The sequence below is a fragment of the Brevibacterium sp. FAM 24630 genome, assembly GCF_049804075.1.
Lineage (GTDB): Bacteria > Actinomycetota > Actinomycetes > Actinomycetales > Brevibacteriaceae > Brevibacterium.
The window spans coordinates 60,719-82,225 of record NZ_JBNBZD010000003.1 but is presented as its reverse complement, the minus strand read 5'-3'; the positions used below and the strand labels follow the sequence as shown (position 1 = coordinate 82,225).

Annotated in this window: 15 protein-coding genes and 2 tRNA genes; 4 read left to right on the top strand and 13 right to left on the bottom strand. The window is 64.4% G+C overall.

The genetic code is table 11. The features are described 5' to 3' along the window. The first annotated feature begins 363 nt into the window (after positions 1-363). The 3 genes from ACPUD7_RS03265 (at position 364) to ACPUD7_RS03255 (ending at position 2,627) form a co-directional block, all read left to right on the top strand. On the top strand, positions 364-1,161 hold the full coding sequence (locus tag ACPUD7_RS03265; protein WP_425119102.1) for a transporter substrate-binding domain-containing protein: 798 nt from the start codon (positions 364-366) through the stop codon (positions 1,159-1,161). 75 nt (positions 1,162-1,236) lie between these two features. Then, a complete protein-coding gene (locus tag ACPUD7_RS03260; RefSeq protein WP_135537694.1) occupies positions 1,237-1,902 on the top strand; it encodes an amino acid ABC transporter permease in 666 nt (221 codons plus the stop codon). Further along, positions 1,902-2,627: an amino acid ABC transporter ATP-binding protein gene (locus tag ACPUD7_RS03255; RefSeq protein ID WP_276606420.1), complete on the top strand. Its 726-nt coding sequence runs from the start codon at positions 1,902-1,904 to the stop codon at positions 2,625-2,627. Before ACPUD7_RS03260 ends, ACPUD7_RS03255 begins: the two co-directional genes overlap by 1 nt. 102 nt (positions 2,628-2,729) lie before the next feature. Here ACPUD7_RS03255 and ACPUD7_RS03250 read toward each other — a convergent pair whose 3' ends face one another. The 4 genes from ACPUD7_RS03250 to ACPUD7_RS03235 form a co-directional block, all read right to left on the bottom strand. Further along, the gene (locus ACPUD7_RS03250; RefSeq protein WP_425119101.1) at positions 2,730-3,404 is read right to left on the bottom strand and encodes a metal-dependent transcriptional regulator; all 675 of its coding nucleotides are present in this window, start codon (positions 3,402-3,404) and stop codon (positions 2,730-2,732) included. 10 nt (positions 3,405-3,414) lie between these two features. Beyond that, a complete protein-coding gene (locus ACPUD7_RS03245) occupies positions 3,415-4,698 on the bottom strand; it encodes a sodium:proton exchanger (RefSeq protein WP_425119100.1) in 1,284 nt (427 codons plus the stop codon). A gap of 141 nt (positions 4,699-4,839) precedes the next feature. Then, positions 4,840-7,440 carry an excinuclease ABC subunit A gene (locus ACPUD7_RS03240; protein WP_425119099.1) on the bottom strand — a complete coding sequence of 867 codons (2,601 nt, stop codon included), beginning with the start codon at positions 7,438-7,440 and terminating at the stop codon, positions 4,840-4,842. Positions 7,441-7,544: 104 nt separating this feature from the next. Beyond that, a complete protein-coding gene (locus ACPUD7_RS03235; protein ID WP_135537878.1) occupies positions 7,545-8,984 on the bottom strand; it encodes a DHA2 family efflux MFS transporter permease subunit in 1,440 nt (479 codons plus the stop codon). Between the two features lie 425 nt (positions 8,985-9,409). On the opposite strand from ACPUD7_RS03235, the gene ACPUD7_RS03230 reads away from it, so the two are divergent. Beyond that, positions 9,410-9,913 (top strand): CHAP domain-containing protein, encoded by a 504-nt coding sequence (locus tag ACPUD7_RS03230; RefSeq protein ID WP_135537698.1) that lies wholly within the window; start codon positions 9,410-9,412, stop codon positions 9,911-9,913. 118 nt (positions 9,914-10,031) lie between these two features. Here ACPUD7_RS03230 and ACPUD7_RS03225 read toward each other — a convergent pair. The 9 genes from ACPUD7_RS03225 to dnaA form a co-directional block, all read right to left on the bottom strand. Beyond that, positions 10,032-10,104: transfer RNA gene (locus ACPUD7_RS03225), tRNA-Ala, on the bottom strand. 170 nt (positions 10,105-10,274) lie between these two features. Further along, a tRNA-Ile gene (locus ACPUD7_RS03220) sits at positions 10,275-10,348 on the bottom strand. A 164-nt stretch (positions 10,349-10,512) separates the two neighbouring features. After that, the gene (locus tag ACPUD7_RS03215) at positions 10,513-11,358 is read right to left on the bottom strand and encodes a DUF3566 domain-containing protein (RefSeq protein WP_240689565.1); all 846 of its coding nucleotides are present in this window, start codon (positions 11,356-11,358) and stop codon (positions 10,513-10,515) included. Continuing rightward, entirely contained in the window at positions 11,355-13,916 is a 2,562-nt protein-coding gene (gene gyrA / locus ACPUD7_RS03210; RefSeq protein ID WP_425119098.1) for a DNA gyrase subunit A, read from the bottom strand. Before gyrA ends, ACPUD7_RS03215 begins: the two co-directional genes overlap by 4 nt. Positions 13,917-14,004: 88 nt before the next feature. Next, positions 14,005-16,002, bottom strand: coding sequence for a DNA topoisomerase (ATP-hydrolyzing) subunit B (gyrB, locus tag ACPUD7_RS03205; protein ID WP_135537700.1), 1,998 nt, complete (start codon positions 16,000-16,002; stop codon positions 14,005-14,007). Positions 16,003-16,241: 239 nt separating this feature from the next. Then, complete coding sequence (locus ACPUD7_RS03200) at positions 16,242-16,754, bottom strand: DUF721 domain-containing protein (RefSeq protein WP_425119097.1); 513 nt, start codon at positions 16,752-16,754, stop codon at positions 16,242-16,244. Continuing rightward, a complete protein-coding gene (recF, locus tag ACPUD7_RS03195; protein WP_135537702.1) occupies positions 16,751-17,956 on the bottom strand; it encodes a DNA replication/repair protein RecF in 1,206 nt (401 codons plus the stop codon). Before recF ends, ACPUD7_RS03200 begins: the two co-directional genes overlap by 4 nt. Further along, the gene (dnaN, locus tag ACPUD7_RS03190) at positions 17,957-19,096 is read right to left on the bottom strand and encodes a DNA polymerase III subunit beta (protein ID WP_425119096.1); all 1,140 of its coding nucleotides are present in this window, start codon (positions 19,094-19,096) and stop codon (positions 17,957-17,959) included. It lies immediately after the preceding gene. 581 nt (positions 19,097-19,677) lie between these two features. Continuing rightward, complete coding sequence (gene dnaA, locus ACPUD7_RS03185) at positions 19,678-21,354, bottom strand: chromosomal replication initiator protein DnaA (protein WP_135537703.1); 1,677 nt, start codon at positions 21,352-21,354, stop codon at positions 19,678-19,680. Positions 21,355-21,507: the final 153 nt, after the last annotated feature.

Genomic DNA, 21,507 nt, shown 5'->3' with positions numbered 1-21,507 from the left:
CTCCGCGGTCGATCGGGCCTTCGTCGTCTCCTCGGTCCGTCGATCACTCGGCCGGGTGATCACTTTCGTACGGCAGATGACGTTGCGTTTGTATAACGCTTCTCCAGCGGTCGCGGTGACGGTGGGCCACCTCGGCGGGAATTTGCCCCACCCCAACGACGTATGGGCCTGTGACCTGCGACGATACTCGTGACTGCCCTTGCCTCCACCACCCTTTCTCCACTGTCCGCCGAAGCCCCAGGGACGTGATCGGAACGGTGCCGCATGTGCGATGTGAGCTGCACCGCTTTGACTCTCCTGTGCCCCCGGCATACTGTGAAAATTCTGAAAGACCAATGGATGTTCTTTGAATGTGAGGCAGATGTGAAATTGAGAAAGCGACTCTTCTCCGGAATTGCGATCGCGGCATCACTGGCCCTGACCGCCGGACTCTCGGCCTGTTCCTCCGGCGGCGACGACGAGGATGCGCCGCTCGAGGACACGTACACCTACGCCACAGACACCTCGTTCGTGCCCTTCGAATTCAAGAAGGGCGGCGAATACGTCGGCTTCGACATCGACCTCATCACGGCTGTCGCCGATGAAGCCGGGTTCGAACTCAAACAGGAAGTGACGAACTTCGACGGCATCATCCCCGGTCTCCAGACCGGATCCTTCGACCTCGCCGTGGCCGGCATCAGCATCACCGACGAACGCAAGCAGACGATCGACTTCTCCGACCCGTACTACAAGTCCGGTCTCATCCTCGGTGTGCCCACCGACAATGACGACATCAAGAGCATCGACGACCTCGACGGCAAGACCGTGGCCACCCGCCTCGGATCGACGAGTGCCGCCTACATCGACGAGAACATCGACGGCGCCGAGGCGAAGACCTACGAACAGCTCGACCAGGCCTACCTCGCGGTCGAGTCCGGCAGTGCCGACGCGGTCCTCTACGATCAGCCCAACGTCGCCTACTACATCCGCACCGAAGGTGAGGACAAGCTCAAGATGGTCGGCGACCTGCTCGAAGCGCAGGACTACGGCATCGCGATCTCCAAGGACAACCCGAACCTCGTCAAGGCCGTCGACGAAGCCTTGGCCACCATCAAGGAGAACGGGAAGTACGCGGAGATGTACAAGGAATGGTTCGGCGAAGAACCACCGGCCGAAGACTGACATCCCAGTTGTGAGAGCACAGCGGACTGCGGGCAGGGGAGCCATCCCGTGCCCGCAGTCCTGTGGAAGGAAGATATGTCCCGCTTAGCCCAATTCAACTGGGTCGGAGTCATCGACTACATCCCGGCACTGCTGCAGGGTCTGTACTACACGCTGCTCGTCTCCGTCGTCGGACTCATCATCGGCTTCATCCTCGGTGCGATCTTCGGCCTCGGCCGCATCTCCCGCAGCAGGATCGTCTACAGCCTCTCGACCGTCTACATCGAGGTCCTGCGCGGGACCCCCGTGCTTGTGCAGGCGATCTGGATCTACTTCGCCCTGCCGCTCATCATCGGCTTCAACATTCCCTCACTGACCGCCGGCATCGTCGTCATCGGCCTGAACTCCGGAGCCTATATCGCCGAGATCGTCCGCGGCGCGGTGCAGTCGGTGGAGAAGGGGCAGATGGAGGCCGGACGGTCTCTCGGGCTCTCCCAGCACCTGACGATGCGCTATGTCATCTGGCCGCAGGCGTTCAAGCGGATGATCCCACCGCTGGGCAACCAGTTCATCATCAGCATCAAGGACACCTCGCTGCTGTCGGTCATCCTCGTTCCCGAACTCATCTTCCAGGGCCGCCTCGTCGCGTCCAACCACTTCAACGCCGTCGAGATCTATACGACGGTCGCGATCTTCTACCTGGTCATCACGCTGACTCTGTCGAAGGTCCTCAATGTCATGGAGAAGAGGCTGACTCACTGATGATCATCCGCGTATCCGATCTGCACAAATCCTTCGGTGACAACGAAGTGCTCAAGGGCATCGACTGCGAGGTCGAGCCGCAGGAAGTCGTCTGCGTCATCGGGCCCAGCGGTTCCGGCAAGTCGACGTTCCTGCGCTGCCTCAACATGCTCGAGGAGATCACGAGCGGTGAGGTCGTCATCGACGGCAAGAGCCTCACTGACAAGAACACGAACATCAATGAGGTGCGCACGGAGATCGGCATGGTCTTCCAGCAGTTCAACCTCTTCCCGCACATGAGCGTGCTCGAGAACATCTCCTTGGCACCCCGGAAGGTGCGCAGCCTCAGTCAGCAGGCTGTGCGGGACAGGGCGCTGAAGCTGTTGGACAAGGTCGGCCTCGGTGACAAGGCCGAGGCCTATCCCGCACAGCTCTCCGGCGGTCAGCAGCAGCGCGTGGCCATCGCGCGGGCCCTGGCGATGGAACCGAAGATGATGCTCTTCGATGAGCCCACGAGTGCGCTCGACCCCGAACTCGTCGGCGAAGTGCTCGCTGTGATGAAGCAGCTCGCCGAGGAGGGGATGACCATGGTCGTCGTCACCCACGAGATGGGCTTCGCCAGTGAGGTCGCCGACAGAGTGCTGTTCATGGACGCAGGCGCCATCGTCGAGGAGGGGACACCGCAGCAGATCTTCAAGGCCCCGACGTCCGAGCGCACGAAGTCCTTCCTCAACAAGGTGCTGTGAGAACCCTCGACACGGTGCTGTGGGAACGTCCCGGCAGATGATGGGAGCAAGGTAAGGGAACTCGAACCCCTGAGAGCCTCACACCGGAGCAGAGTCGACGGTTCAGCCGAGCGCGGGTTCGACGCGGATCGCCTCGGCGGCGTCGAGGGCGAGTTCGACACTCTCACCGTCGATGTCCACGGCGATCGAGGACGCCGCTGAGCTGATCGCCGTCACCGTCAGGCGCGTGCCGATGACGATCCCTCGGTCGGTGAGATAGCGCAGCAGCTCGGGAGACCGGTCGGAGACACGGACAACCGAGACCTCGTCCCCGGGGGTGGTCTCCTCCAAACGGCGACTCGGGAACGAAGCGGTGTGCCCGTGCGCATCGGGGATGGGATCGCCATGCGGGTCCCGGTCCGGGTCTCCGAGGGCGGCGTTCATCCGCTCGAGCACGAGGTCGGAGACGGCATGTTCGAGCCGGTCGGCCTCCTCGTGGACCTGGTCCCAGGTCAGTCCGAGGGCTTCGACGAGGTAGGTTTCGACGATCCGGTGGCGTCGGACGATCTCCACGGCAGTCCGCCGCCCCGCGTCGGTCAGGACGATCTGCCCATAGGGTTCGTAGTCGATATAGCCGTCCCGGGCGAGCTTCTTGAGGTTCGCCGATACCGTCGAGGCGGTCACACCGAGCTGTTCGGCCAGATCCGTCGTGGCGGGGCGACCGCCCGGCCATTCGTAGGCCTTCCAGATGAGGGTGACATAGTCCTCGACCATCCGAGTCACTGCAGGGCGCGGCATGATCGTCATTCTACGCACGTGCCTTCGCCCGATCGGTGGGTGCCGCCTCGGCGAGGGCATCACCGCGGGTTTCATCTGAGCTCTCATGCCCGGATCGGCGGAAGGGTGCGGCCAGCGTGGGCAGGATGTGGCGACGGTGAAGGACGAGGAAGACGATCGCCAGTCCCGCCTGAATCACCGAGAGCACAAAGCGTCCGGACGTGTCCGTGACGAAGAACTGCAGCCCGAACAGTCCCGCCAGGCCCAGCGCCGGTGCCCAGTGGAAGCGCAGCGCGAGGATGATCGCCACGCCGAGGATGGTCTGCGTGGCCGTGAGCGTGAACTCCTCGACCTGGCGAGGGTCCAGGGGCAGCCCCAACCCGCCCCCGCCGGCGAAGTGCGCGATCGGCAGGGACCCGACCAGCAGACTCCACTGGTTGACCTTGGCGGCGATGAGCGTGCCGATCGCCGCCCCGCCCATCCCGCGCAGGGCGAACATCGCGGCGATGACGAACTCGGGTGCCTCGGAAGCCAGAGGGGCCAGCCATTGGACGAGGAAGTAGCTGTCGATGCCGAGGCTCTGCCCCGAGGCCACGAGCGCCTCGGCGAAGGGTTCGGCGCTGAGCAGGATGATCGCCGCGGAAACGACGAACAAGGCGATCACGGTCGCCCGTCGGCCCCTCGTCGGCATTGCCGCGATGTCGGCGGCGGCACCGACGAATTCGCCTTCCGCGTCTCCGGCGGACCGGCCGGCGCACCAGAGGTAGGCGGCGAAGATGAGCACGAGCCCGATGCCGAACCATATCGGGATGCTGCCGATGAGCGGGATGGCGAAGGCGAGGACACCGAGGATGATGAGGAACCCGATGTCCATCCGACTGCCGGGCTCGAGTCGCAGCGAGGCCGGTGCGTCGGCGGCCCTGCGCTTGGTCATCCGGCGGGCGGCGAGGAGGGCGATGATGACCACGAGCGGCCAGCCGAAGCCGAGCAGCAGCCGGTTCGATCCGGTCATGTTCGCGGCCGCGAAGTGCAGGTAGTCGGGATCGGAACCGGAACGGAAGGCGTAGAAGAGGTCGACGGCGTATTCGGGGAGGACGGCGATGAGCGACAGCAGGGCGATCGCCAGGGCTCCCGAGATGTCCTTCTGCACCGCCTCGGCGGCCCAGGCCAGGAGGAAGGCGGCAGCGACGATCGCGGTGCCGAAGGCGAGGAGATCGAGGACGGGGGCCGCCTCGGTGCCGGTGATGCGCAGCACCACGGCGGGTGCGGCGATGAGCAGGCACACCGTGATGCGGCGAAGAAGTGCTGTGGGCATGTCTTCCAGACTTCCCGGCGCGAATCGGGTGTGTCTACGGACAACTGAGACTTAGACGTCTCCAACAATCGCATCGGCCCCCGCGATCCGTCTGATTCTGCGGTTCGCGGGGGCCGGGCAGCAGGGTTCGTGTGCTTGAGATCACCGGTCGGCGGACAGTGCCGCGGCCAGGTATCTCGCCGAGGGGCCCGCCCCGTCGGCGACGATGTCCGCGGGTGTGCCCGCGGCCACCACCCGTCCGCCGTCGTCTCCGGCCCCGGGACCGAGCTCGATGACGTGGTCGGCGACGGCGACGACCCGCATATCGAGCTCGACCATGACGACGGTGTTGCCGGCATCGACGAGTCTCTGCAGGTGAGCGACGAGACGGTCGGCATCGGCGCAGTGCAGCCCCGACGTCGGCTCGTCGAGCACGTAGAGTGTGTCTCCGCGCTGTGAGCGCTGCAGTTCGCTGGCGAGCTTGACCCTTTGGGCTTCGCCGCCTGAGAGTTCGGTTGCGGGTTGGCCGAGGCGCAGATACCCGAGTCCGACGTCGATGAGTGCGGTCAGCGAGCGGAGGATGTCGAATTCGCCGGTGAAGAACTCGTGGGCCTCTTCGACGCTCATGTCGAGGATCTCGGCGACATTGCGTCCGCGCCAGACGATTTCGAGGGTGCTCGATTGGAAGCGGGTTCCGTGGCAGTCCGGGCACTCGGTGTAGACCGAGGGCAGGAAGAGCAGCTCGACCATCACCGAGCCCTCACCTTCGCAGGTCGGGCAGCGGCCGCCGGCGACGTTGAAGGAGAACCGGCCGGGTCTGTAGCCGCGTTCTCGGGCTTCGGGAGTTTCGGAGAAGCGGCGACGCACATGGTCGAACAGGCCCGTGTAGGTCGCAACGTTCGAGCGCGGGGTGCGGCCGATGGGTCTCTGATCGATGCTCACGACCCGACGGATGCCCGTGAGATCGCCGGTGACGCTGCCGCGCAGTTCCTCGGATCCGTCGACGAGCAGCAGCTCGTCGCCCTCGGGTTCGGTTTCGCGAGCCTCGGCGGGAGCACCGAGCCGGTCGCCGACGACCACGGGAAGCACCTGGCTGACCAGGCTGGACTTTCCTGAACCCGAGACACCGGTGACCGCGGTGAGCGCTCCCAGCGGGACCTGAAGGCTCACATCGTCGAGGTTGTTGCGTCGGATGTTCTCCAATCGCATCCAACCCTGCGGTGAGCGGGGTTCGTGCGGGTCCAGTCCGCGATTGCCGAAGACGTACCCCCGAGTCACGGAGTCCTCGATCTCGGCGAGACCGGCCGTGGGGCCGCTGTAGAGGACGTCTCCGCCGCGTTCGCCGGCCCCGGGTCCGATGTCGACGAGCCAGTCGGCGTGCCGCATGATGTCGACGGAATGTTCGACGACGAAGAGACTGTTGCCGCGCGCCTTCAGCCCGTCGAGGATGCCGACAAGAGCGTCGACGTCCTGCGGGTGCAGACCGGCCGAGGGTTCGTCGAGCACATAGACGACGCCGAAGAGCTCCGAGGTCAGCTGCGTGGCCAGTCGCAGACGCTGCAGCTCCCCTCCGGACAGCGTCGGGGTGGTCCGATCGAGCGAGAGGTATCCGAGCCCGAGATCGCTGATGGGTCGCAGTCGGTCGATGAGACCCTCGCCGAGGCGGACCGTCGTCGCCCGCTTCTCCGCGGAGGGATCTGCCGTGGTCGGATGACGGTCCGCGGCTGGATCGTCCGATGATGCCTTGGCCGCGGCGACGGCCTCGTTGAGGACGGTCATGAGTTCGTGCAGCGGAAGAGCGGAGAATTCGGCGATGTCGAGCCCGGCGATCGTCACGGACAGGGCTTCGGGTTTGAGCTTCTTGCCGTGGCAGACCGGGCAGGGTCCGGCGGTGAGGAACTCGGCCACCCGCCGTTTCATCGCTGCGCTCTTCGTGTTCGCGAAGGTGTCGAGCACATATTTCCGGGCACCGACGAACGTTCCCGAGTAGGTCGGTTCGGCGCCCGCGGCGATCGCTTCGCGCGCCTCGGCGAGGGTGAGCCGGGAGTGGACGGGAAGGTGCGGGGTCTCCTCGGTGTAGAGGATCCAGTCGCAGTGCTCGCGCGGCAGGTCCTGCCAGAGCACGTCGACGTCGTAGCCGAGGGCCACGAGCACATCGCGCAGCTGGTGACCGTGCCAGGCCTTCGGCCAAGACGCGATCGCGCGTTCCCTGATCGTCAGCGTCGGGTCCGGGACCATCCTCTCCTCCGGCACCTCGTAGACGCGGCCGATCCCATGGCATTCAGGGCAGGCGCCTTCGACGGTGTTCGTCGAGAAGTCCTCGGCCAGGAGCATCGGCTCATCGTCCGGGTAGTGGCCAGCCCGTGAGTAGAGCATGCGCACGAGGCTGGAGACGGTCGTGATGCTGCCGACGCTCGAGCGGGCGCTGCGTCCGCCGCGCTGCTGCTGCAGGGCCACGGCCGGCGGCATGCCCGTGATCGAATCGACGTCCGGGACTCCGGCCTGATCGATGAGTCGCCGGGCGTAGGGGGCCACGGATTCGAGGTAGCGGCGTTGGGATTCCGCGTACAGGGTCCCGAAGGCCAAGGAGGATTTGCCCGACCCGGACACTCCGGTGAACACGACGAGTGCGTCCCGGGGCACGCTGAGATCGATATCGCGCAGATTGTGCTCCCTCGCCCCGCGGACCCTTACGTCCGATTGGATCTCGGGGGAGTGCGTCGGATGCGAGTGAGTCGGATCCGAATGCGCGGAGGAGGTCATGACGTCACCGTACCAAGGGCGGAGTCGAACTCGCCGAGGCGGCCACAGACGCGACCGCTGTCCCGGGGTTCCCCGGGACAGCGGTCATGCGGTCGGTGCGCCGATCATTCCGCGGGTGCGCCGGCGCTCGGTTCGACCACCTCGGCGGTGTGATCTTCCTGGTCTTCGGGCTTCTTGATGAAGAAGGCGAGGACGACGGACACGAGCGCGATGACCGCGGCCAGCAGGAACGCCGTCTGCGCACCGGGAGCACCGGCCTCGGCCACGGTCCGACCGGCGGCCTGACCGGAGTGCAGGGCCGCGGAGTAGATCGAGATGAGCAGGGCCGTGCCCGCCGCACCCGCGACCTGCTGCAGGGTGTTGAGCGCGGCCGAGCCGTGCGAGTACAGGCGACGGTCGAGCGAACCCAGGGACGCCGAGAACAGCGGTGTGAACGAGGCGGCCAGGCCCACGGACATCCCGGTCTGGACGACGACGAGGACCCAGGTGGGCGTCGCCGGAGTCACGATCGAGTACGAGAACATCGCCACGGCGATGAGGATCGTGCCGGGGACGAGCAGCGTCTTCGGGCCCCGTGCGTCGTAGATGCGACCCATGACGGGACCGAGCAGACCCATGAGGACCGATCCGGGCAGGAGCACGAGTCCCGACTGGGTGGCGTTGAGCCCGGCGACGTTCTGCAGGTACAGCGGCAGCAGGGAGAAGGTGCCGAACATCGCCAGCGCCACCACGGCCATGATGACCACGGAGATGACGTAGTTGCGGGAGTTGAACACGCGCAGGTCGAGCAGGGCGCCGTCGCGGCGCTGCAGGACGAGCTGACGCCACACGAAGAAGCCGAGGAACACGACGCCGCCGCCGATCGCACTCCAGGCCAGACCGGCCGAAGCGCCACCGCCGGAACCGCCGGAGCCGAACTGGCTGAGGCCGAAGACGATGCCGCCGAAGCCCAGCGCGGAGAGCACGATCGAGAGGACGTCGATGGGAGCGTGGGTGGACTCGCCGAGGTTGGTCATCCACTTCGCGCCGAGTCCCAGGGCGACGAGGCCGATCGGCAGGACGATGGCGAAGAGCCAGCGCCAGCCGAGGCTGTCGAGGACGATGCCCGACATCGTCGGTCCGATGGCCGGGGCCAGGGAGATGACGAGGCCGACGCGGCCCATCATGCGGCCGCGCGAATGCGGCGGGACGACGTTCATCATCGTCGTCATCAGCAGCGGCATCATGATGCCCGTACCGCCGGCCTGGACGATGCGGCCGATGAGCAGGAGTGAGAAGCCGGGTGAGACGAGGCAGATGAGGGTGCCTGCGCTGAAGAGGATCATCGCGGCCAGGAAGATCTGGCGCGTAGTGAAGCGCTGGAGCAGGAAGCCGGTGGTCGGGATGACCACGGCCATGGTGAGCATGAAGGCACTCGTCATCCACTGGCCGAGTTCCGGCGGGATGTCGAGGGAGGCGTTGAGCTCGGGGATGGCGATGGCCATCGTGGTCTCATTGAGGATGGCCACGAAGGCGGCCACGAGCAGCAGCCAGATGACCCGCATCCCGGCGGGATCGATGGTCTCCTGCTGCGGGGCCTGCGCGCGTGCGGGTGAGCTGTCGCTGGACAAGACGGTGCTCCGTTCGGATGTATCTGTGGGGCCCTGGATGTGGGCGGAGGCCGCACGCAGATGCCGAATCGGCGCGCAGACGAAAGTAAGAACAGCAACTCAGACTAACGTATTCCCGTTTCCGGCCGATAGTGGGGAGAACCCGAAACCTCAGCGATCTCCGTCACGGCGGGCATCGGTGGCGTCCGGTCCCGCCTCGGCGAGGTCACCGGGATCTGCGATGGCGAGCGAGTTCACCGTCTCTTCGATTCGACGTATCGGATGTTCATTCCGGCGCTGTTAGCGTCGACAGCGGAAGTCACGAGCCCACTTCGGGCACGCCTCCATGTCAATCAGTCGACCGGAGCGAACAGAAGAGAATGACTCTGAAGAACGTCACCACGAAGACCATGACAACCGCGATGATCGCCGGAGCCGCCGTGCTCGGCACCGGATCGATGGCCTCGGCGAGCCCGGAGGCGGAGAAGAAGTTCTCGAGCATCGGAGACTTCCTCAACCACTACAAAGGACAGTCGCCGGCGAACTCCCAGGGCAGGTATCAGGGAGAATGCGTCAGCCTCATCTCCCGGGCGCTCGAAGAGGTCCACGGTGTCGACCACGGCGCGTGGGGCGAGGCCATCGACTACCAGTCCGGCGGCTCCGGCGGGACCAAGATGAAGCAGAATGGCTTCACCTGGCACACGGACCAGAAGTTCGAGAACGGCGACATCCTCGTCTGGGGCACCGGGAACGACACCTCTGCTTACGGCCACATCGGCATCTACTACGAGGGACAGGTGTGGCACCAGAACTTCAACAACAACCGCACCCTGCACACCTATGACGGCCTCATCGACGGCTACCTCGGATATTGGCGAGCCTGAAGCACTCCCGGTCTCAAGGGCCCGGCCCATAACCCGAGTACTCAGCGAACGACGAAGGCTCCGAACCGCAATGGTTCGGAGCCTTCGTGTTACGAGTGCTGTCTCAAAACTACTCGAGTGGAGGTAAGGGGACTCGAACCCCTAACCCTCTGCTTGCAAAGCAGATGCGCTACCAATTGCGCCATACCCCCGAATCGGGCTCTCACCCTCACACCGAGTCGGTGTGTTCGGACCATTCGGCTTGGGCACTCTGATTCAGGTGCCGCCACCGGAAGAACACTCCCAGTCCCACCGCTGTGAGACCGCTGAGAATCCACTTCCTCATGATCCTCCTCGAAAGGAAATCCCCGAACTGGGGACGTGGGCCTACCTGGACTTGAACCAGGGACCTCTTCGTTATCAGCGAAGCGCTCTAACCGCCTGAGCTATAGGCCCTTATCGGGGTGAACCCGAAGTAAAACGATACCCAACCCCTGCCGACAAACACAAATCGGCTTCCAGTGACTCGCCTCACAGCCACACTCCCACCCAGCACTACCCGACGGCGGCCCAGCAACCTCGCGCCAAGTTGCTGGGCCGCCGTCGGGTAGCAAATGGGGTCAGTCGTCGGTGAGGGTGAGGCTGAAGCCACCGGCGATGAGGGATCCGATGTTGTAGATGAACGCAGCCAGGGTCGACAGAGCCGTCATCAGCACGATGTTGATCACGGCGATGATGAACCCGGCGGCCACGACTCGGCCGAAGCCGAAGATGCCGACGATGCGCTCGGCCGACTCGGCGCCGGCGAGTTCGCTCATCGTCGATTCGAGACCACTCATCACACCGGTCGCCTGCAGCACGACCCAGAGGACGATGAAGGCGACGATCGTGGCGATGCCGATGGCCACGGACATCAGGAACGACATCTTCATGACCGACCACGGGTCGACCGCGGAGACGGTGAGGCGGACGGTGCGAGGGCCTTTCTTCTTCTTGCCCTTGCCGCTGTCGACCATGTTCTTCACACCCATCTTCACGCCGCCGGAGCTGGCGCGGACGGTGTTGGAAGCGCTTCCCATCGCCGAGGTGGCTGTGCGGTTTCCGCCGCCCGACCCCTGCGAGCCGGTCGGCTGGGACCCGGCCGGCTGAGACCCGGAGGCCTGGGAGCCGGCCGTGGCCGCCTCCTGGGCGCCGGTGTGCGCGGATGGTCCCGAACCTGTCGAAGGAGCCCTGCCGGGCTTCGGCGAAGCCTTCGGCGCGGGCGGAGCGACGACCGTGGCCTTCTGTGAGGTCTGGTTGGCAGAGCCCTGACCGGACGATGCCGGACCGGACGCCCCCTGACCGGAGCCGCTGCCGGTCGCTTCGGCTGACTTCGCGTCGTTCTTCGACGAACCCGCCGTCAGCCGCGTCGAGCCGCTCGACGTCCGTATGATCTTGCCTGAGCCTGGCTGTTTGCTATCGCTCACTCTTCCACATCCTCGTTGCCGGTCTGAGGCTCTGCGACCTCACCTTCCGGGACTTCGGCATCGTCTTCAACTTCGTCCTCGACCTCGGCCTCGGGACCACGGGTCACTGCGATGATACGGTCTTTCTTGCCCGGTTTCGCAAACACAACACCCATGGTGTTGCGTCCCTTCGCCGGAACTTCATCGATGTTCGACCGAACGATCTTGCCCTTCTCCATGACCACGAGGACCTCTTCGCCTTCTTCGACGATGAGCCCGCCCACCAAGTCTCCGCGCTGTTCGGTGATCTTGGCAACCCGGATTCCCAGACCGCCACGGCCCTGCAGACGGTATTCGTCGACGGGGGTCCGCTTCGCGTATCCGCCTTCGGTGACGACGAAGACGTAGGTGTCGGGTTGGACGACATCCATCGTCAGCAGTTCGTCATCGCCCTTGAACTTCATGCCGGTGACGCCTCCGGTGACTCGGCCCAGGGGACGAATCGACTCGTCGTCGGCAGCGAAGCGAATCGACATGCCCTTGCGCGAGATCATCAGCAGGTGGTCTTCGGAACCGACGATGCGGGCCGAGACCAGCTCATCGGGCTGCCCCTTGTATTCGCGCAGGTTGATGGCGATGACACCGCCGGTGCGGTTCGAGTCGTATTCGCTCAGACGCGTCTTCTTCACGACACCCGAACGGGTGGCGAGGATGAGGAACTCCGCTTCCTCATAGTCGCGGATGGACAGGACCTTCGCGATCGACTCACCCGGCTGCAGCGCGAGCAGGTTCGCCACGTGCTGACCCTTCGCGTCGCGTGAGCCCTCGGGCAGCTCATAGGCTTTGGCCCGGTACACCCGGCCGGTGTTCGTGAAGAACAGCAGCCAATTGTGCGTCGAGGTGACGAAGAACTGTTCGACGACGTCATCACCGCGCAGAGCGGCTCCCTTGATGCCCTTGCCGCCACGGTGCTGAGCGCGGTAGAGGTTCGTCTGCGTCCGCTTCGCGTAGCCTCCGCGGGTGATGGTGACGACGACTTCCTCTTCGGGGATGAGGTCCTCGATGGAGACGTCCCCGTCGAATCCGGCGAGGATCTTCGTGCGGCGGTCATCGCCGTAGCGATCGACGATCTCGTCGAGTTCCTCGGACACGATCTCCCGCTGGCGAGCGGGCGTTTCGAGGATGTGGTTGTACTCGGCGATCAGCTGTTCGATCTTGTCGGCCTCTTCCTGGATCTTCAGGCGTTCCAGGGCGGCCAGGCGGCGCAGCTGCAGGTCGAGGATCGCATTGGCCTGGATCTCGTCGACCTCGAGCAGCTCCATGAGTCCGGTCCGGGCCTCGTCGGAGGACGGGGACCGACGGATGAGGGCGATGACCTCATCGAGGGCGTCGAGCGCCTTGAGGTAGCCGCGCAGGATGTGGGCACGTTCCTCGGCCTTGCGCAGACGGAACTGCGTGCGTCGGACGATGACCTCGATCTGGTGCTTGACCCACAGGCGCAGGAAGGAGTCGATGCTCAGCGTGCGCGGCACGCTGTCGACGAGCGCGAGCATGTTCGCCGAGAAGTTCTCCTGCAGCGAGGTGTGCTTGTAGAGGTTGTTGAGCACGACCTTGGCCACGGCATCGCGTTTGAGCACGATGACCAGGCGCTGGCCGGTGCGGCCCGAGGACTCATCGCGCAGGTCCGCGATGCCTGCGACCTTGCCGTCCTTGACGTAGGAGGCGATCTTCGCGGCCAGAGTGTCCGGGTTGACCATGTACGGCAGCTGGGTGACGACGAGGCAGGTGCGGCCCTGGATCTCTTCGACTTCCACGACGGCGCGCTGAGTGATCGAGCCGCGTCCGGTGCGGTAGGTGTCCTCGATGCCCTTGCGGCCGAGGACCGTCGCACCCATCGGGAAGTCGGGGCCCTTGATGATGCCGAGCAGAGCTTCGAGGGCCTCTTCCTTGCTCGCCTCGGGGTGGCTCAACAGCCACTGGGCGCCGGCGGCGACCTCACGGAGATTGTGCGGCGGGATGTTCGTGGCCATGCCCACGGCGATGCCGGCGGAACCGTTGACCAGAAGGTTCGGGAACCGGGAGGGCAGAACCATGGGTTCCTGGTTGCGCCCGTCGTAGTTGTCCTGGAAGTCGACGGTGCCCTCTTCGATGTCCCGGACCATCTCCATGGCCAAGGGTGCCATCTTGCACTCGGTGTAACGGGGTGCGGCCGCACCGTCGTCGCCCGGAGAACCGAAGTTGCCCTGGCCGGCAACGAGCGGGTAGCGCATCGTCCACGGCTGCACGAGGCGGACCATGGCATCGTAGATCGCCGTGTCACCGTGCGGGTGGTACTGACCCATGACGTCGCCGACGACACGGGAGCACTTGGAGAAGTTGCGGTCGGGGCGGTAGCCGCCGTCGAACATCGCGTAGAGCACACGACGGTGGACCGGTTTGAGTCCGTCGCGGACGTCGGGCAGGGCACGACCGACGATCACGCTCATTGCATAATCGAGGTACGACCTCTGCATCTCGAGGTTGAGATCGACCTGCTCGACCCGGTTGATTTCTGTTCCGATATCGTTCTCGTCAGCCAATGTGGGTTCTTCCCTTGTGTCTTAACCGTATGCGACGGCAGTAGGTGAGTTCGTCAGAGTCTGTCTCCGCCGTCTCCGGCGGTGCTGATCAGATGTCGAGGAAGCGGACGTCCTTCGCGTTCTCCTGGATGAAGCGGCGGCGGGAGTCGACGTCATCGCCCATGAGGACCGTGAAGATCTCATCGGCGACGATCGCATCGTCGAGGGAGACCTGCTTGAGCAGACGATGGTCCGGATCCATCGTCGTCTCCCACAGCTCCTCATAGTTCATCTCGCCCAGACCCTTGTAGCGCTGGATGGCGAGGTCCTTGGGCAGTCGCTTGCCTTCGGCCCGTCCGGTCTCGAGCAGACCGTCGCGCTCTTTGTCCGTGTACGCGAACTGGTGAGGCGCGTTCGACCACTTGAGCCGGTAGAGCGGCGGGGTGGCCAGATACACGTAGCCGTGTTCGATGAGAGGCTTCATGTACCGGAAGATCAGGGTCAGCAGCAGGGTCGTGATGTGCTGACCGTCGACATCGGCGTCGGCCATGAGGACGATCTTGTGGTAGCGCAGCTTGTCGAGGTCGAATTCCTCACCGATGCCGGTGCCGAAGGCGGTGATCATCGCCTGGACCTCGTTGTTGCCCAGGGCCCGGTCGAGGCGGGCCTTCTCGACGTTGAGGATCTTACCGCGCAGCGGCAGGATCGCCTGCGTATTCGGGTTGCGTCCCTGGGTCGCGGAGCCGCCGGCGGAGTCACCCTCGACGATGAAGACTTCGGATACGAAAGGGTCCTTCGACTGGCAGTCCTTGAGCTTGCCGGGCATGCCCGAGGACTCGAGGAGTCCCTTGCGTCGGGTGGCCTCACGGGCCTTGCGGGCGGCGAGACGAGCCTGCGAGGCCTGCAGCGCCTTGCGCACGACATCCTTGCCCTGAGCCGGATTCGACTCGAACCAGTGCCCGAGCTCATCGCGGACCACCCGCTGGACGAAGCCCTTGATCTCGGAGTTGCCCAACTTCGTCTTCGTCTGTCCCTCGAACTGCGGATCGGCGAGCTTGACGGAGATGACGGCGGTCAGTCCCTCGCGGATGTCGTCGCCGGTGAGGTTGGGATCCTTCTCGCGGATCAGCTTCTGCTCCCGGGCGTAGTTGTTGACCAGGGAAGTCAGTGCGGTGCGGAAGCCCTCTTCGTGGGTGCCGCCCTCATGAGTGTTGATGACATTGGCGTAGGTGTGGACGGATTCGTTGTAGGCCGTCGTCCACTGCATCGCGATCTCAAGCGAGAGGGTCTGTTCGCCCTCCTCGGCTTCGAAGACGATGACATCGGGGTTGACGAGGTCGACCTTCTTCGACGAGTTGAGGTACTGGACGTAGTCGAGCAGACCGTGCTCGTAGTTGTACGTCACCGAGCGCGGCTTCCACTCGTCGGCCTCGTCTTCGTCGATCTGGACATCCGAGTCGTCGACCTCGTTGTGGCGCTCATCGGTGAGGCTGATCTTCAGCCCCTTGTTGAGGAAGGCCATCTGCTGGAACCGCGCGCGCAGATACTCATAGGAGAAGTCCGTGGTCTCGAAGATCGAGGCATCCGGCCAGAAGGTCACGGTCGTCCCGGTCTCCTCCGTCTCCTCACCGCGCCGCAGCTCACCGGTGGGCACACCGCGGACGAAGTCCATCGACCACGTGTAGCCATCGCGCTTGACCTCGACGGCCAGGCGTTCGGAGAGGGCGTTGACGACCGTCGATCCCACACCGTGGAGACCGCCGGCCACGGCGTAGCCGCCTCCGCCGAACTTGCCGCCGGCGTGGAGGACCGTGAGGATCACCTCGACGGTGGGCTTGTTCTCCGTGGGGTGCATCGCCACCGGCATTCCGCGCCCGTCGTCGGTGACCTGGACGCCGCCGTCAGCGAGGATCGTCACCTCGATATGGTCGCAGTAGCCGGCCATCGCCTCGTCGACCGAGTTGTCGACGATCTCCTGAACGAGGTGGTGGAGACCACGTTCCGAGGTCGAACCGATGTACATGCCGGGTCGTTTCCGGACTGCCTCGAGACCCTCGAGTACCGTGATGTCGCCGGCATCATAATGAGGCTGATCCTCGGTCGTCATGTGACTCCTTGTTCGGATGGTCGCTATCAGCTCCCCATTCTACCGCGCTGTGGGCTGAAATGCCCGTAAGCGGCCTGAGAAGGCGGATTTCCCGAATTTTCGGACCGCAGATGTACCCCCGGACACCTACGGGACCGGCTGTGGCCGTTTAAGGCCCTCTGAGTTCTTCCCAGAAACTGAGCGCCGGCACCGAGTTCCGACGGTCCCGCACAGGAGATCGCCGAGGCGGCTGCGCCCTTTCACCCGAATGTGTCCCGCGGGCCGCGGCCGGCCACCGACCGCCGACCCCGTTTGAAGCTGCGTCCCTGCGGACCCTTGATCTCGATCTCCGTGATCGTGGCCGAACCCAGCCCCTCTTCGAGGCGGCGCAGGATCGTCGGTTTGAGCACGCGCAGCTGAGTCGCCCACGTCGTCGAGTCAGCGGCGATGACGAGCAGCGGCGGTGAGAAGTCGACAGGAGTCGCATGTTGGGCCACCTGCTGGCCGACGAGATCGGGCCACCGCCCCAGGACCTTGCCGATGTCGAGGGAAGAGGACCAGCCGCGGTCGGAGATCAGGGAACCGAGCACGGACGACACCGACTTCGGGTCGCGTCCGTCCTTGCCCGATCCCGAGTACACGACTTCTCCGCGCAGGCGGGATCGGCGCCGGCTGCGGACGAACTTCGCTTCTGTGACCTCCATGCGGCGAACCCGATCGAGCGCTTCGAGGGCAGCGACAGGAGTGGAGAACTCCCGGACGATTCCGCTCATGAGGCGCTCCGGGTCGAGCTCTCGCTCTCTGCCTGGTGCTCACTCGCCGGCGGATTCGCACTCGCCGGCCCGTCGGCGCCGGCGAACAGCCCGGCCTGGTCGATCCGGGTACCTTCGAGTCCTTCGGGCAGATCCGAATCGACGGCGGCGGTGATGAAGACCTGTTCGGCGGCCGTGACTCGCGAGGCCAGGCGGTTGCGCCGGCCCGTGTCGAGCTCGGCGAAGACGTCGTCGAGGACGAGGATCGGCTGTTCGGCGGCGGAGCCGGCATCGGCAGAGAGCAGGTCCCATCCGGCCAGCTGCATGGCCAGGGCCAGCGACCAGGTCTCCCCGTGAGAGGCGTAGCCCTTCGCCGGATGCGAACCGATGCGCAGCGAGAGGTCGTCACGTCCCGGGCCGTGCAGCGTGAGTCCGCGTTCGATCTCCGTGGTGCGTCGCCGGTCGAGTGCCTCCAGCAGCAGCTCTCTGCACTCGGCGGCGGAGCCGGCCTGAGAATAGTCGATGCGCGAATCGTAGGAGATGTGCGCACCTTGGCGTTCGAGCCGCGCGTCAGCGGCGATGTAGGCGAAGTTCTCCTGCAGAGGGGCCACGATGTCGGACAGGATCCGCTGCCGACCGAAGATGAGCTCGGACGCGGAATCGGCATAGGCCATGTTCCAGATGTCCAGAGTCGCCTCGAGGCCGGGATCACGATCTTCGCGCAGTCGCTTCAACAGCGCATTGCGCTGTTTGAGAGCGCGTTCGAAGTCCGTGATGATCGAGGCGAAACGCGGATTGCGCGCCACGACGAGGGTGTCGATCCATGAGCGACGCTCCGCCGGTTCGCCGCGGACCAGGCTGAGGTCCTCGGGGGCGAAGATGACACAGGAGACGAGGCCGAGGATGTCCTTGAGCTTGACCGCGTTCCGATTGACCCGGGCTCGGTTGGCCCCTTTGGCCTGAATGGTGACTTCGACGGTGGCATGCCGCTGTTCCCGTCTGACCAGTGCCGAGACCGTCGCGGCCGGGCGGTCCTCGTGCACCAGTGGGGCGTCGAAGGCCACTCGGTGGGAGCGCTGATGGGCGAGGTACCCGATCGCCTCGACGATATTGGTCTTGCCTGTCCCGTTGTCCGCCACGAAAGTGGTGACTCCGGGAGAGAACTCGAGGTCGAGTTCCGGATACGACCGAAAGTCACGCAGGGAGAGTCGGGATATCCACATTCAGATCCGCGTGGGCATGAGCAGGTAGCGATACGACTCGTCGGCGGGGCCGTCGAGTTCCTTCTGCCCGGAGATGATGACCGGCTTCATCGGCTGGGTGAAGGAGAAGTTCACATAGGGGCTCTCGACCGCTGCGAGCCCCTCGGCGATGTAGTGCGGGTTGAAGCCGACCGTGATCTCCTCGCCCTGGAGAGTCGCTTCGACGGCTTCTGAAGCCTGCGCATCGTCACCGGTGCCGGCATGGAGGGTGAGCATTCCGTCGGTGGCTTCGAATCGCAACGGGGTGTTGCGCTCAGCCACGAGAGAGACACGACGGACGGCCTCGCGCAGCACAGCGGTCTCGACGATGGCATGGATCGGCACCGAGTCCGGGAACAGTGACCGGACCTTCGGGTATTCGCCCTCGACGAGCAGTGATGTCGTGACTCGCCCGGCCGAGGTGAACGAGATGAGGTCCTTGCCCGCATCGGTGCTCAGACCGATGGTGACATCGCCGCCGAGGGATTTCGAGACATCGGAGAGTGTGCGCCCGCGCAGCAGTGCCACGGCGGAGACATCGGGGCGACCAGGGTGCCAGGTGAACTCGCGGACAGCCAGACGGTACCGGTCGGTGGCGAGCAGAGTGACCTTCTCGCCCTCGATCTCAACGCGGACGCTGGTGAGGATCGGCAGGGTGTCGTCCTTCGAGGTCGCGATCGTGACCTGGGAGACGGCGTTCTGGAACTCGCCTGCGGACACGGTTCCGGAGTCTTCGGGAACCTGCGGCAGTGCCGGGTATTCGGCCACGGGCATGGTCATCAGCGAGAAGCGCGAGGAGCCGCAGGTGACGTCGACCTTCGCATCGATCTGTTCGAGGGTGACCTCTTGATTCGGCAGAGCCTTGGAGATGTCGGCGAGCAGTCGTCCGGATACGAGCACGGTTCCGGCGGAGGCGACATCGGCGCCGATCTCGACACGGGAGGAGACTTCGTAGTCGAAGACGGCCAGACGGACGGTGCCACCGGCTTCGGCAGTGATGAGGATGCCTGTGAGGACCGGAGCGGAAGGACGGTTGGGCAGAGTCTTGGTCGCCCAGGTCACCGCGTCGGCGAGTACATCGCGATTGACTTTGAACTTCAAGGGGGATGCTTCCGCGTTCACTTTACTCCTTCGGGGTGGCCACCCGACCTGCTCAGGGCATCTGGCACAAGACTCTGGGTTGCACGGCACAGGCTCGATACTGCTCGGAAAACTTTACACAGCCTATCGGATGAATGACCACCTCAGCAGAGGCGATCAGGAGGGCTGCAGCGAAAGTGCACGTGGGAGTGCCGAAAAGGGCTCAGAAGAGGGTGAATCTCGGATCCGAGAACTGGCTGAGATCCTGTGTTCGAATATTCTCCGGCTCGTCATCCCGTTGAACCCGAGCTCCGGAGCTCGGTGCTCACCGAGCGAAGCAGTCGGTGGCGGTCGCCCTCTTAAGAGTTGAATTCACTTGGTAGAAGTATCAGCACCTGTGGAGACTGTGGACAAGTGCTGCTTACCCCCTAGTAGTCAAGGGAACGAGCCGCTTATGGACCTGTGGATGCCTTGTGCACCGCGACGAGGGCGTCGGTGGGCGCTTGGGTAAACACAAGCATGTAGTTCACATCTTTCCACTCAGGCAGCTGGTCTGTCCACCGGTCTGTCCCCAGCTGTGAGCAATTGTCCCCAGGGTTATCCACAGATGTGCATACCGCGTTCTATAGGCGGTGCTGTTGTTTAATGCGGTTTGTGAGTTCAGTGACCTGCGTGTAGACGGCTCGTCTTTCGGCCATCTGAGTTCGAATCTTCTTGTTCGCGTGCATAACGGTGGTGTGGTCGCGTCCGCCGAAGGCCTGACCGATCTTCGGCAGGGACAGATCGGTGAGCTCCCGGCACAGGTACATCGCGATCTGTCGGGCCGTGGTCAGGGTGCGGGAACGCGAAGTACCGCACAGGTCGTCGAGCGTGAGGCTGAAGTAGGCAGCGGTCTGACCCATGATGTCGGCGGCAGTCACCGCAGGAGTGTCGTCCTGGGTGATGAAGTCCTTGAGGACGGTCGCGGCCAGGGAGACATCGATCTGCTGGTCGTTGAGGTTCGCGAACGCGGTGACGCGGATGAGTGCCCCTTCGAGTTCGCGGATGTTCGAGGACACACGGGAGGCGATGTATTCGAGGACATCGTCGGGGACATCGAGGTGTTCGGCGGCGGCTTTGCGCCGCAGAATCGCGAACCGGGTCTCCATATCCGGCGGCTGCACGTCGGTGAGCAGGCCCCATTCGAAGCGGGAGCGCAGCCGCTCCTCGAACCCTTTGAGCATCTTCGGCGGCTGGTCGGAGGTGATGACGACCTGCTTGGCCTCATTGTGTAGAGCATTGAAGGTATGGAAGAACTCTTCGACCGTCGCATCCTTGCCCTGCAGGAACTGGATGTCGTCGATCATGAGGATGTCGACTTCGCGATACCGACGCTGGAAGGCCGGGCGCAGCGCGTTCGAGGTCTTCGACGAACCGATCGTGTTGATGAAGTCGTTGACGAACTCTTCGCTCGAGACGTACTTGACGCGGATCTCAGGGAAGAGCTGAGTCGCGTAGTAGCCGATCGCGTGGAGCAGGTGGGTCTTGCCGAGTCCCGAATCCCCATAGATGAACAGAGGATTGTAGGCCTTGGCAGGAGCTTCGGCGACGGCGAAGGCCGCAGCATGGGCGAAGCGGTTCGAAGCACCGATGACGAAGGTGTCGAAGGTGTACTTCGGGTTGAGCTGGGCGACGCCGGGAGCATCGACGGGCGGGACCATGGGGGCGGCGGTCGCCTCGGCGATCTTGAGTTCGCGCTCGGTCATCCCCTGCGTCGACCGTGCCTGGTGTGTCTGCGGCATCTGCGGTGCGGCAGGTGCCTGGTGGCCGGTCGGGTGACCGAAATCCTGCCCGGCGGGTGCCGGCGCCAGGGAGGGGGCAGCCTCGGTGCGCGGTGATTCCGGATTCGGCTGCTGAGCGTCGGGCATCGGCCGCTGGTCCTGGACCGGGGCGGGAGCTCCCGTCGCCGAGGTGGAGGTGACCGGATCGATGGGAACCTGAGGTCCCGGGGTCGGTTCCCCGATGAGATCTTCGAAGCGGATCGGCACGTCGAGTTCGGGATCGACGACGAAGCCGAAAGTCACGTCGAAGCCGAGAACCTTGGAGAACTCCCTGGTCAGAGGACCGAGAAGTCGAGTCTCGATGGTGCGGCGGGTGTGTTCGTCGCGCACGGCGAGGAGAACGAGCGCATTGTCCACGAGGGCTTTGGGCACAGCGAGGGAGAGGAATCCCTTCTGATGCGCCGTGAGTTCCGGGTCCTGATCCAGGGTTGAGACCACCGTGCGCCAGCGGCTGATGAGCTCATTCTTGGAGTTCGACACCGTCAATCTTCCTCAACTTTCAAAATATTCGTTCTCGGCGTGATCCACACCTGTGCATGACTTCCACATAGTTTTCCACAGATTGTGGACTCGTGCTGGCTCAGGCCAGTGAATCTCCACACTCGTGGATAAGCTTGTGGAAAACTACATGAG